12 protein-coding genes are annotated in these 12,583 nt (G+C 43.3%); 10 read left to right on the forward strand and 2 right to left on the reverse strand.

From position 1 onward, the window contains the following. Positions 1–2: 2 nt before the first annotated feature. A complete protein-coding gene (locus AOX59_RS17140) occupies positions 3–863 on the reverse strand; it encodes a MurR/RpiR family transcriptional regulator (RefSeq protein ID WP_237049308.1) in 861 nt (286 codons plus the stop codon). A gap of 378 nt (positions 864–1,241) precedes the next feature. Here AOX59_RS17140 and AOX59_RS17145 point away from each other — a divergent pair, with 378 nt between their 5' ends. The 9 genes from AOX59_RS17145 (at position 1,242) to AOX59_RS17185 (ending at position 10,520) form a co-directional block, all read left to right on the forward strand. Continuing rightward, on the forward strand, positions 1,242–2,537 hold the full coding sequence (locus AOX59_RS17145; protein ID WP_068447349.1) for an ABC transporter substrate-binding protein: 1,296 nt from the start codon (positions 1,242–1,244) through the stop codon (positions 2,535–2,537). A gap of 47 nt (positions 2,538–2,584) precedes the next feature. Then, positions 2,585–3,460 carry a carbohydrate ABC transporter permease gene (locus AOX59_RS17150; protein WP_082684246.1) on the forward strand — a complete coding sequence of 292 codons (876 nt, stop codon included), beginning with the start codon at positions 2,585–2,587 and terminating at the stop codon, positions 3,458–3,460. 17 nt (positions 3,461–3,477) lie between these two features. After that, the gene (locus tag AOX59_RS17155; RefSeq protein ID WP_068447351.1) at positions 3,478–4,287 is read left to right on the forward strand and encodes a carbohydrate ABC transporter permease; all 810 of its coding nucleotides are present in this window, start codon (positions 3,478–3,480) and stop codon (positions 4,285–4,287) included. A gap of 38 nt (positions 4,288–4,325) precedes the next feature. Beyond that, complete coding sequence (gene sftI, locus AOX59_RS17160) at positions 4,326–5,666, forward strand: sulfoquinovose isomerase (protein ID WP_237049309.1); 1,341 nt, start codon at positions 4,326–4,328, stop codon at positions 5,664–5,666. Positions 5,667–5,683: 17 nt separating this feature from the next. Further along, positions 5,684–6,871 (forward strand): diphosphate--fructose-6-phosphate 1-phosphotransferase, encoded by a 1,188-nt coding sequence (locus AOX59_RS17165; RefSeq protein ID WP_068447354.1) that lies wholly within the window; start codon positions 5,684–5,686, stop codon positions 6,869–6,871. Next, positions 6,837–7,571: a GntR family transcriptional regulator gene (locus AOX59_RS20540; RefSeq protein WP_068447356.1), complete on the forward strand. Its 735-nt coding sequence runs from the start codon at positions 6,837–6,839 to the stop codon at positions 7,569–7,571. The genes AOX59_RS17165 and AOX59_RS20540 overlap by 35 nt, the downstream gene beginning before the upstream one ends. A 66-nt stretch (positions 7,572–7,637) precedes the next feature. After that, a complete protein-coding gene (locus AOX59_RS17175; protein WP_156418745.1) occupies positions 7,638–8,849 on the forward strand; it encodes a Gfo/Idh/MocA family protein in 1,212 nt (403 codons plus the stop codon). A 73-nt stretch (positions 8,850–8,922) separates the two neighbouring features. Then, on the forward strand, positions 8,923–10,155 hold the full coding sequence (locus AOX59_RS17180; RefSeq protein WP_068447361.1) for a threonine synthase: 1,233 nt from the start codon (positions 8,923–8,925) through the stop codon (positions 10,153–10,155). Between the two features lie 98 nt (positions 10,156–10,253). Further along, positions 10,254–10,520, forward strand: a complete 267-nt coding sequence (locus AOX59_RS17185) for a hypothetical protein (protein WP_068447363.1) — start codon at positions 10,254–10,256, stop codon at positions 10,518–10,520. Positions 10,521–10,535: 15 nt separating this feature from the next. Here AOX59_RS17185 and AOX59_RS17190 read toward each other — a convergent pair whose 3' ends face one another. Beyond that, positions 10,536–11,459, reverse strand: a complete 924-nt coding sequence (locus AOX59_RS17190) for an AEC family transporter (RefSeq protein ID WP_068447366.1) — start codon at positions 11,457–11,459, stop codon at positions 10,536–10,538. Between the two features lie 383 nt (positions 11,460–11,842). Between AOX59_RS17190 and AOX59_RS17195 the strand changes: the two genes are divergently transcribed. Continuing rightward, entirely contained in the window at positions 11,843–12,541 is a 699-nt protein-coding gene (locus AOX59_RS17195) for a GntR family transcriptional regulator (RefSeq protein ID WP_237049311.1), read from the forward strand. The last annotated feature ends 42 nt before the right edge of the window (positions 12,542–12,583 follow it).

Consider the following 12,583-nt stretch of genomic DNA (forward strand, 5'->3'; position numbering starts at 1 on the left):
GTTTAAGTTTCCTCCTTCTGACTTTTCTGGATGATGTCATACGTTTCGTTTAGATGTGCCAGGGATTTGTCGTAATCCTCGTAAGCACATGCGGTATAGAGCATGTCGATCACATTTAATGAAGCGATTCGTGACGACATGGCAGCACTCCGGAACTCATCTTCCTGAGCGGCGACATATAAGACGGCATCCGCCATGTCACTCAAATGCGAATTGGCATATTTCGTTACGGCAATAACCTTTGCCCCTTTGGATTGAGCAATTTGCACACAGTCCAAAACTTCCTGTGTTTCACCCGAATAGGAGATAGCGATTGCCACGTCCCGATCGTCCAAATTGACAGCAGATACCTTTTGCATATGAAAATCACTATATGCTGTACACGCTTTATTAATCCGCATAAATTTCTGAACAGCATCAAACGCGATTAAAAGACTTGCCCCAATACCGTAAAAGTCAATCTTCCGCGCATTAATTAAATACTGGTTGGCGGTTTTAAATTGATCTTTTTGTAGTAATTGCAGCGAACTGTACAATGATTGGATGTTAGTATTCGTGATAACCGACATCATTTTATCGATGGAATCCTCGGGCGACAAGGTTTCCTGTTCCAAGTCGTGCAAATCAATCACCGCGAGATCACCGGATAATTTAAGCTTGAAATCTTTAAAGCCTTTGTAGCCAAGCGTCTGAGAGTAGCGCATAACAGCGGAAGGACTGGCATAACTGGCATGAGCGAGCTGATTGACGGTCATTGTTACTGCCTGTTCCGGATGATTTAAAATATATTTGGCGACCGCTCCTTCAGAGGGCTTAACGTAATTAAGCGATTCTCTTACTTTATATAAAATACCTTCCAGCATAATCACCTCCGTCACGTTTTACGTTAGCGCTTTCATATTTATATTAAATCTTATGGAATATAAATTCAATTAAAATAATATTTTTGGTATAAAATTTTAGATTTTGAAACTTAGTATGTGAGAGAAGGGAAAACGCAGACATATATTTAGTTTGTTCATAATTTTAATTTTAAAAATTGTTGAAAAATTAACAGGTAAATGTTTTAATAAGACTAGCAACTAAAAATTAAATGGGGAGGCGTCCATTATTTGAAAAAATAAACGCGACTGTCATTTAATGAAAGCGTTGTCAAAAAGAATTCGGTTTGACGGTTGTCTGGATCAAAAGGTACGTACCTTTATAAAGTTGTCATGATAAATCTTGAGGGAGGTATTTAAATGAAAAAGTGGCTGGTCTTTATCATGGTGTTGCTTGTAATGGTTGTGATTGCTGCATGTGCCGATGACTCGAGTCAGGAGGGTGAGGGCGGAAGTGATGCCGGCGCTGATACAGATGCTGATGCAGCTTCGGAAGGCGGGGATGCAACAACTCTTAGCTTTATTCATTGGCGTGGGGAGGACAAGGAAGTATTTGAAGATATTATTGCGCAATTCGAAGAGGCGAATCCTGACATCAATGTTGAAATGAATATCTATCCTTCAGAACAATACCAGTCAAACGCTCCACAGCTGTTGCGGGACGGGTCGATTGGTGATGTATTTACGTCATTCCCGGGTTCACAGTTTGAAACGTTAAAAGACGCCGGTTTCTTTTCTGATTTAAGTGACGAAGATTTCGTGAGTAAATTCTCGGAAGGATCATTGGGAGTTGGCCAGGCTGATGGCAAGCAGTTGGCAATTCCGTATCAAATGGTCTTTAACATGCCGGTGTACAATAAGGGCATGTTTGAAGAGCTTGGTCTGGAAGCCCCAACCAGCTGGTCAGAATATCAGGAGATGGCGGATACATTAATTGAAAATGACATTATTCCAATCGCTTTTCCGGGTGCTGACATCGGACCAAACCAGACGATGAACAGCATGATGATGAATAATGCAAAGGATGAGGATGTTTTTCAGAAACTGGAGTCAGGGGAAGAGTCGCTTACGAATGAATGGTGGACATCAACACTGGAAGACTTCAAATTTTTTAATGAAAATGGTTATTTCCAGAAGGATGCGTTAGGTACAAACCAGGATTCGGCCATGCAAATGGTTGCCAATGAAGAAGCAGCTATGTTGGCTACGGGATCCTATCATATGGCGACATTAAAAGAATTAAACCCCGACCTCGAATTGGGCTTTTTACCGCCAATAACGGCTGAAGCAGGTGAAGTGGCATACGAAGGCATTCACACCGCGACGTTTATGCTCGCTATTCATGAAAACTCTGAGAAGAAAGAAGAAGCGCGGAAGTTTATTGACTTTTTGAGTGATTCGGAAATAGCTTCTCAGTACGCAAATGGCACAGGCCAACACTTAACGGTTAAGGATGTGCAATATGATTCTGAAGAGCTGCAAAATACTGCCTATTGGATTACCGATAAAAAGACACGGTTCCAGCCGAGATATTTAATTACAAATGGCTCTGTTGAGGATGCGGTTCTTGGTTCGATTGAAAATGTATTGGGCGGTGCTTCTGTAGAAGACGCAGCTGAAGAGGCGCAGAAGATTGTTGAAGAAAATATAGAGTAACGCAAATCAAAGGCTCGCATGAATAGTAAACGCGAAGGACTGATTTTATGAAAATACCAAAGTCTATCTATCTGTTCTTTATACCGGGTTTAGCCCTCTATGCGCTATTTTTTCTTTTCCCAACGTTCAGTGCTTTATATTATTCGTTTACAGACTGGGATGGCATAAGCGCTGATTACAATTTTATCGGTCTGGAAAATTATGAAAAAGCTGCTCTGGGCGACAGTATTTTTATGAAGTCGGTCGGTAACAATCTGGAGTTTATGTTCTTTGTCGCGATATTCCAGACGTTGGTTGCTTTAGTGTTTGCTATATTTCTGGCGAAAAACACTAAATTTAACTATTTCCTACGAGCCTTGTTTTTCTTTCCGACGATCTTATCATCTGTATCGGTCGCGTTTATATGGGCATTTGTATATGATCCTAACCTTGGAATATTGAATCATTTGCTGACGATTACAGGGCTTGGGTTTTTGACGCAAAATTGGCTTGGTAACGGGGATATTGCCATTTATTCTTTGGCATTCACCCAGGTTTGGTTCCACGCGGGGCAGATGCTGATTATATTTGTGGCCGGATTGCATGCGATTCCTGTTGATTTGTATGAAGCAGCAAAGATGGAAGGTGCTACAAGGTGGCAGATATTCAGAAAAATCACCTGGCCCTTATTGGCACCGTCAGCAACCATTGTCATCGCTTATACGACCATTCAGTCTTTCCAGGCTTTCGATTTAGTCTTTGCCTTGACTGGCGGCGGACCTAATTATGCTACTGAGATTATTTCAACCTACATTTATAATGTAGCTTTCAGAAACTTTGATTTTGGTTATGCATCGGCTATCTCTGTTATCTTTATGGCCATCATTGCATTGATAACGTATATTCAGTTTAAAGTGTTGCGCTCAGGTCGTGTATCTTATTAGTGAGAGGGGCAATCAGGTTGTTTTTTAGACGGTTTGCGATACTTATCTATGCCATTTTAATATTAGTCCCGGTCATCATGGTCGTATTGACATCATTGAAAACGTTGGAGCAGACATTCGATAACCCGCTGGGGATACCTGTTGATGGGCTGATTCTCGATAATTTCAGGAATATATTTCAGGACCAGACGATGGCCGGCTATTTTGTGAACAGCTCGGTTGTGACGCTTTTCTCGGTTTCTTTCACATTATTTTTTGCGTCGATGATCGCTTATGGCATAACGCGGCTTAATAATTGGAAAGGGAATGGCCTGTTTGTATTGTTTACAGTCGGGATGATGGTACCGCCGCAAGTAAATATGGTTCCGTTATATTCGCTCGTTTCAAGTCTTGATCTGACTAATAGCCTGCTTGGACTTATTTTAGTCAATATATCGTCAACATTGCCAGTGGGTGTTTTTATATTAACCGGTTTTATGAAAACACTGCCGAAAGAATTATTCGAAGCTTCAACGATAGATGGAGCCGGCAACTGGCAAATATTTTCAAGGGTTGTCATTCCCTTATCGCTGCCATCGCTTTCCGCAACCGCCATATTTTTGTTTGTAATGCACTGGAACGACCTGCTGTATCCATTATTATTCATTACAGATAATGCTTATAAAACGCTTCCGCTCGCACTGCTGGATTTTCAGGGTCAGTATTTGACCAATTATCCAATGCTGTTTACCGGTGTTTTAATCGCTTCGGTTCCAATGGTCATTATGTATATCTTTTTGCAGCGCTATTTCGTAGCCGGCATGACGTCCGGCAGTGTAAAAGGCTGATACACACAACGCAATATGACGAAAGGAAGTGATGTTTCTTGGGTAAACTGTTATACCTTCCAATCGGCCGGCAGACATTTGATATGGAAACAGGGGAAAAGGAACGGGAGAAAAGCTCGCTCTTTTTAAACGAGCTGACTGATCAGCTTATTGAACCGGAGCGAATCATTACCGCACCAACTGAACTGGAAAAATTTATAAAAAATGTAAACAGTAATGAAATAACCGCTGTCATCTATCAAAGCATTACATTTGCGGATGGCCAATTTATCAGAGTACTGACTGATTACATTCCGGCTCCCGTCATTGTCTGGTCGGTCAGGGAACCGGCCGTCGGTGCAAGGCTCAGACTCAATTCACTGACGGGTGGGAACAGCACGTGTCATGTGCTGAAACATGATGGCCATCCATATACATTTGTGCTGGGCAACGCCGACGAAGCACACGTTCAATTAAAAATTAAGCAATACCTCGTCGTAAAAAAACTTATTGAGCGCATCAGCAATTTCAACATAGGCGTTCTCGGGGAGCACCAGCCGGGATTCTATTTTTCAGGTACAAATGAAGCGCAGTTGAAAGAACAATTCGGCATCGATGTCATTCGGATGGATTTGCAGGAAGCGTTCGATAAAAGTAAACAAATGCCTGAAGAGAAGTGGGATAAAGAAATCGCACGTGCTAAGCAGCAGGTGGTTGGATTAAACCCCAGCGATGAAACGGTTATGCGATTTGCCCAATTCACTTCTTTCGTTCGGGAAGAAATTCATCGTCTCAATATTTCTGCGCTATCGATTCGCTGCTGGCCGGAATTTTTTAATGAACTGGGTGCTGCTGCGTGTTCGACGTTGTCGCAGTTCACCGAAGAAGGCGTCGTTTCGTCGTGTGAATCCGATATTCATGGTGCACTTACGATGTTTATTCTCCAGGAGCTTTCCGGCGGTGAGGCGCCTTATCTCGGTGATATGGTGCATGTTAATGAAGCGAGCAATTCAGTTGTGTTCTGGCATTGCGGAGCCGGTGCATATTCACTGGCTCATCCGGAGCAGGGAGCGCAGCCGGGTGTTCATCCGAACCGCAAGCTCGGTTTTACGATGGAGTTCGGTCTCAAGCCCGGACAAGTGACGATTTTTAGAGTCGGCTATACCCCTGAAGGCTACAGGCTGCTTGTGATGCGCGGAAAAGCACTTGATACACCACAGCGTTTTAACGGTACATCGGTTGAAGTAGAGCTTGAGACCAACGTAACGGAAACACTTTATCACTTAATGGACGAAGGATTTGAACCGCATTACGGTTTGGTTTATGCGGATATCGCCGATAATTTAATCGAATTGGGCAAACAGCTTAAGCTGCCTGTGTCGGTCTATACAATGCATTGAAGGGAGCCGGGTGATCAATGAAGCATATTGCAATTGGGCAGGCAGGCGGCCCAACAGCCGTCTTAAACGCAACTTTGGCAGGGTTTGTCCGTGCTTTAAATCAAAAATGCTCCCTTACATTTATTATGAACGGGTATGAAGGATTGGTAAAAGAATATTTCTTACATGCAGATGATGATGTCATCAGCCGGGTTATCGCCCACGAAAAGGTTCCCGGCGCTGCATTGGGAGCTGGGCGGTATCCATTGAGTGAAGAACAGATGGTTCAATCAGTAAGGACGCTCCGCAAGTTTCAAATCGATACACTTGTATTCATTGGCGGCAACGGAACAATGGAGGCACTTGCGAAAATTAAGGCTGAGGCTGACCGTCAAAGCTACCCGCTGCAAACGCTGGGGCTGCCTAAAACGGTAGACAACGATCTTGGCGGCACCGATCATTCGCCGGGATTCGGAAGTGCGGCGAAATATGTGGCACAAGTGACCAGGGACATGGGACGCGATATCCTTGCGATGAATAATTTTGAGCAAGTGCGGATTCTCGAAACGATGGGCAGAAATGCCGGCTGGCTGGCTGCGGCCTCAGGTTTGCTGAAAGAACACGCAGAAGATGGTCCGCATTTTATTGGGTTACCAGAAAAGCCTTTAAACCCTGATTTTTTATTCAATCAAATAAGCGAGTCGGTTAAGTGTTATGGTGCAGCGCTCATTGTTGTCAGTGAAGGTGTCCGGTGGGAAAAAGGCAATCGGGTGATACGGGATCAGGTCAATGGCCGCCCGATACTTGGCGGAATATCACAGGCGATTGAACAGACAATCAGAGATAACATGGGCGTCATGGTGCGCTCAGAATTGCTGGGTATGAATCAACGAAGTTGTGCAGCAGCTGTGTCACCGACTGATTTTCATGAAGCGGTTCAGGTCGGGAAAGTGGGGGCAAGATGGCTGTTTGATGGTGCTTCAGATGTCATGGTCGCTTTACAGCGTGCTGGGGGTCCCGACTATGCGATTGATTTTTCGCCAGTTTCTTCACAAACCGTTGTTCAAAAAGGGGAGCGTCAACTCCCTGACAAATTTTTAAATGATCTGAACGCCTACAACGAATGGCTGCGTCCGTTAGTCGGAGAAAGGCTGCCCGTTTATCCGCCACCATTGCAAGGGAGACAGAACAATGGACACATACGAATTGGATCACAGCAAAAATGAAGCATTATATCTGCAAATAAAAGATATTCTCGTCAGGCGCATTCAAGAGGGTGTGTGGGCGGAGTACTCACTCATCCCTACCGAGCGAGAATTGATGAAAGAATTTAATGTGAGCAGATCAACCGTGAGGCAGGCGATTTCAATCCTGGTCCAAACCGGGTTGCTGGAAAAAACCCAAGGGCGCGGCACGATTGTTAAACCTCAAAAACTCGTAGGCCGCCTGGGGAGATTAAAAGGATTTGCCGAGGAAGTGGCCGAAAAGGGACAAGACCCCCAGTCGAAACTTATAAGAGCAGGCTTCAAAAACCAACTTTTTACCGAAAAAGCGATGCTTGATGTTAATGAAAATGAATCGATTCTGCTCGTTGAACGCATACGGCTTGCAGATGAGACGCCCATTGCGTTGGAACGGACATGCTGGCCACATGACATCGGTACTATTTTAATGCAGTACGATTTGAACGCAGCACGGTATTACGACATTTTGGAGAATCATAATATTTATTTGAATAAAGCACATGAAAAAATTGCGGCCATTAACGCGACACAGGATGAAGCCGATTTGCTTGGTATACGGCCAGGCGAGGCGTTGCTTGAAATGAATCGTTTAAGCTTTGGCATGGATAATCATCCAATTGAATACACGAAAACAAAATATCGCAGCGATCAGTATCATTATGATATTGAATTGAACAGGTAGTAGGAACACAGGCCGACCATAGACTTCGTATCGTAACAGATAGCCTGATAAATTAAAATTCAGGAGGTGACTGATTTGAGTAATAATTTCTATACCGGCTTTTTTAAATCGGACCATTTGAGCGACAGGGATAAGTATCTTTTTGCAAAACCAAGTCCGGCGTATAAGTTTAATATAATCGGTGCAGGGATGATTGGTCAGGAACATATTAGGGTGACGATGCTCGAGGGAAGGGCAACTATTCATGGTATATTTGATATTAACACCAACAGCATCGCTAATACGGGTGAATTTTTCCGGCGGGAGTACCCTGCAGAACCTGACTTAAAAGTTTATGAAACGCTGGAGGCGGTATGTCATGACCCGGAAGTCGACGGGCTGATCATTTGTACGCCGAATTACACACATAAAGATGTTATCAAAGAAGCGATCAAATCAGGGAAACATATTCTGGTGGAGAAACCGATGACGACAACCGTAAAAGATGCCCGGGAAATCAGTAACCTGGCAAAAGACTATGAATCTGTATTTCAGATTGGTCTGCAATACAGACATAAATCGATTTATACAGAAGCCACCCATGAATTACTGGAACGAAAAGCTGCAGGGAATATTAAGACCATAAGCATTGTGGAACATCGCGTTCCATTTTTGGATAAAGTAAACCAATGGAACAAGTTCAGTCATTATTCAGGCGGGACGATGATCGAAAAATGCTGCCATTATTTTGATCTATTAAATTTTTATGCCCAATCGAAGCCTGAAAAAGTTTATGCAACCGGTGGGATGGATGTAAACTATCATGATTTCAAATATGACGGCAACGCGTCGGATATTGTGGACAATGCCATGGTCATCGTCAATTATGAAAATGGCATAAAAGCCCAATTTAACTTATGCATGTTTGCGCCAATGTTTTATGAAGAGATCATCGTGTGTGGTGATAAAGGCAGACTAAAGGCATATGAGAACGATGACTTTTTACCTTTGAATCGTGAGAAGACATATTTAGAGGTATTAAGCGGTGAAAATGGTCCCGCCAAAACAGCACATCCCTGCTATCCGTCCGTTATCCAGGAAAGTGGACATAACGGTGCCACGTATTATGAGCATAAATATTTTATTGATAATATGGAAAGAAATCATCAATCAACAGCTACGGTGGAAGATGGCTTTTGGTCGATTGTTGTCGGTGAAGCTGCTGAACGCTCCATAAAAACAGGAGATGTTATTAACATACGCGAAATGATAGACGCGGAGATCGGTTCCAAATTATAAAATCAATGAGCTTATAAACGAGTGTAGGCGAGGCATTACAGAGGGCAGGAGTCTAAAATGGGAGAGGGTCGGAATGAAGTACAGTTATATTTCACATCTTTATTGTCCGAAATGCGGGAATACATATGAAACCAGTGAGCAGTATCAGCTGTGCACGTGCGGATCGCCCTTGCTGGTCGACTATGATCTGGAAGGAATTAGCAGAAATTTATCGCCTGATGTGCTGGCGCTGCGGGAACCATCATTGTGGCGATACCATGAATTATTGCCGGTTGAAAATGCAGCCAATGTTGTGTCATTAGGCGAGGGTATGACACCATTAACATTGTTCCCTCGAGTCGGAGAAAATATGGCCATTGAAAAGCTGTACATGAAGGATGAAGGGCTGGTTCCGACCGGCAGTTTTAAGGCAAGGGGTGCAACTGTTGGCGTGTCGAAAGCGAGAGAGGTTGGTGTTAAAGAGCTGGCTATGCCAACGAATGGGAATGCCGGTGCCGCCTGGGGGTTGTATGCTGCCAGGGCAGGCATGAAAGCGACGATTGTCATGCCGTATGATGCGCCTGAAATCACACGAAATGAAGTCGCATTGTCCGGTGCGAATTTGTACTTAGTCAACGGGCTCATAAGTGATGCCGGCAAAATCGTCGCAAAAGCGGTCGGGGACTATAATCTTTACGACGCGTCCACCTTAAAGGAACCTTATCGGATTGAAGGCAAAAAAACAATGGGTCTTGAAATCGCAGAGCAATTTAACTGGCAGTTGCCTGATGTAATCCTGTACCCGACTGGAGGCGGTGTCGGCCTGATTGGGATCTATAAAGCTTTGAAAGAGTTAAAAGCGTTGGGCTGGGTGGAGGGAAAGCTACCACGTTTAGTAGCTGTTCAATCAACAGGCTGTGCGCCAATTGTTAAAGCATGGGAGGAAGGAAGGCGAGAGTCCGATTTCTGGAAGGATTCCGAAACACTTGCGTTCGGTATAAACGTTCCAAAAGCACTGGGTGATTTTCTCGTGTTGGATGCCATATCTGATACAGAAGGCTGTGCGGTTGCGGTAGATGACGAGTCGATGCTTCAAGAGCAGGAGAAAATCGCACAAATGGAAGGGAATTTTATTTGTCCGGAAGGTGCGGCGACAATTACAGCCGCCCGCAAATTGCGGGAGAATGGATGGATTGGAGCAGATGAGACAGTCGTTGTCCTGAACACCGGCGCCGGCATTAAATATCCTGATACGGTCCAAGTAAAGCCGGAAATGCTGAAGAAAGAAGACACGATTGTTAAGAAGGTTGAGGAAAGTGAAAGTTAAGGTAATTGTTTATTGAAAATGAAGGCGGCTGCTCGTTAAGCTGCCTTTTTCGCGAGTAGCAGCAGCAGCACATACACTATAGGGTGCAAGTCCCGACTGTGTCCGAACAGCCTATTAATGCTAGAATAACCCAAATGGTGTCGTTAGAGGATCTGGTAATTACAAATCCGATGCGGAAAAATGAAATTGCTCTTTTTAAGAAAGAATTCACAGCGAACCCCTTGAAAATGGACAACGTTGTCACCATGCCTCATATCGGATCAGCAACCCAGGAAACACGATACAAAATGGGGGTAATCGCTGTCCAAAACCTGGTCCAGGGTCTCAATGGTGAGGAGCCAGTTAATCAAATTCATAAAGAGTAGTTATTAGTAATCTATTTAAAATAGTATTCTTGCCAGATAAATAACGCCTGTAACGGAAACAGCACTGAATAGTGTCGAGAATAACACTATTTGGGCGGCAAGCTGTGGGTAATTATCGTATTCCTGGGCAATTACTGAACTGTTTACCGATGTCGGCATAGCTGATGCGATAAGAAGTGCTTGTGCCGCCATCCCATCGATTCCGAATATAAAAATGATAGCAAGTGCAATGGCCGGGCCGATTAGAAGCCGAAGCATCACACTGGAATAAACAGGCTTCAATGCTGATGTTATCCTGATCTGTGCCACTTGTGCACCTAAAAGGATAAGTGCAATGGCAATCATTGCATCCGCAATATAATTGGCCGGCACCCAGACAAAATCAGGAAGGGAAACGTTCGTTAAGTTTAGGATAACACCCGCGAGCATGGCATACAGCACAGGCATCTTTAAATATCCGAATAATGCGCGCAGCTTGCCGATTTTGACTGACTGCAGCGCGAAAATCCCGTATGAAAATGTCAGGATGTTTTGCATGGTTAGGATGATAACCTGAATCGACATGGCAAATGGATCGCCTTTAAAGACGAGATCGTTGACCGGCACCCCGTAGTTTCCCGAGTTAAAAAAGATGACACTATTCGTAAATGTCGTTCCTTTTGCCTGATCGTATCCTTGCAGTTTAATAATCGCTTTGGAGAGAATGAATAATATCAATATATATAGGATGAAAAATAATACGACAAGCGAAAAGACCTTAGGTGAGAACTCTGTGCTGTACAACTTCACAAAAATAAAACCCGGGACAAGAAAATAAATATTCAATTTGGCCAATGTCTGCAGATTCAGGTCAAATTTTTTATGCATGAAAAAGCCAATTCCCATAATAATGAAGATGGGCAGCAGAATATCAATTAATATTGTGAATAGTTCGGTCATGACTGGATGCGTCCTTTCTATCGATGCCAGGTTAATTCATTACGAGATTAATACTCATATCGTACAATATAAAAATATCGAATAAAAGATTTTCGATAAATTGGTATGTGGAAAGGGGTTGATTTATAGAGTAAGTGAATGTGCTTTAACAATTACTTTCCTTTAATAATGCTTTCCGGTTGAAGCTGATGTCAATCATTGCTTCCTGTCGCCAGATCAATAAGTGCTATAGTAAAAATTAATAAGAGTATTGAATTTTTCGGAATTTTAAGGTATTATTTTAATAACTGCAAAATTGGTACGGATGAATATAAAATCCGGAGCACAATCATTAACTACATTAAGAAGGGACCATCTTTGTGCAATTAAACTACGACAGTTCAATGCCATTACATGTACAACTAAAATCTATCATCGAAAACAAAGTAGCACAAGGCGAACTTACCGGGCAAATTCCGACTGAACGGAATTTTATGGAATACTATAATGTCAGCAGGAGCACCGTTCGGGAAGCAATTAATCTTCTTGTCCGGGAAGGGGTTTTGGAAAAGCGGCATGGCAGCGGGACGTTCGTCTCAATAAAGCCAATTCATCAGTGGCTGGGCAACCTTACAAGCACCACGGAAATGATCAGGCAAAGGGGAAAGAAGCCGGGGGCTAAGTTAATAGAACACTATAAAATGACACCGGAAACGTATATTCAGGAGAAAGCCGGGTTTAAAGAGGCCTTTTTTATTAAACGGGTCCGCTATGCGGATGATATGCCGATTGGTGTTGAATGTCATTATTATCCGATTGATATTGGTGAAGCGATTGCCAAGTATGACTTAAATGATACTACACTATATGAAATTGAAGAAAATGAGCTGGGGATATTGTTTGCAGAAGCAAGCCAGGTGATCGGTATCGGCATTATACCTGATGAAGAAGCGGTTCACCTGAGTATTCCGAAAATGTCTCACGTATTGGTTGCTGAACGGATCATAAAAAATCAAAAAGGCGATATTGTTGAGTTTGAAAAGGCCTACTACCGCAGTGATATGTTTAACTTTCAAATTAATCTGTCCCGCAAATTCGGATGAACTTCTTCCTGCCCCCAGCAGGTTTCTCTCCTCCAATCTGGC

It is taken from the genome of Lentibacillus amyloliquefaciens (assembly GCF_001307805.1).
Taxonomy (GTDB): Bacteria; Bacillota; Bacilli; order Bacillales; family Amphibacillaceae; genus Lentibacillus; species Lentibacillus amyloliquefaciens.

Excerpts from the sequence above, each read along its gene's own strand:
- AOX59_RS20540 (WP_068447356.1), top strand. The coding sequence starts at position 6,837 with ATGGACACATACGAATTGGATCACAGCAAAAATGAAGCATTATATCTG.
- AOX59_RS17180 (WP_068447361.1), top strand. The coding sequence starts at position 8,923 with ATGAAGTACAGTTATATTTCACATCTTTATTGTCCGAAATGCGGGAAT.
- AOX59_RS17145 (WP_068447349.1), top strand. The coding sequence starts at position 1,242 with ATGAAAAAGTGGCTGGTCTTTATCATGGTGTTGCTTGTAATGGTTGTG.
- AOX59_RS17190 (WP_068447366.1), bottom strand. The coding sequence starts at position 11,459 with ATGACCGAACTATTCACAATATTAATTGATATTCTGCTGCCCATCTTC.
- AOX59_RS17165 (WP_068447354.1), top strand. The coding sequence starts at position 5,684 with ATGAAGCATATTGCAATTGGGCAGGCAGGCGGCCCAACAGCCGTCTTA.
- AOX59_RS17195 (WP_237049311.1), top strand. The coding sequence starts at position 11,843 with ATGCCATTACATGTACAACTAAAATCTATCATCGAAAACAAAGTAGCA.
- AOX59_RS17140 (WP_237049308.1), bottom strand. The coding sequence starts at position 863 with ATGCTGGAAGGTATTTTATATAAAGTAAGAGAATCGCTTAATTACGTT.
- AOX59_RS17150 (WP_082684246.1), top strand. The coding sequence starts at position 2,585 with ATGAAAATACCAAAGTCTATCTATCTGTTCTTTATACCGGGTTTAGCC.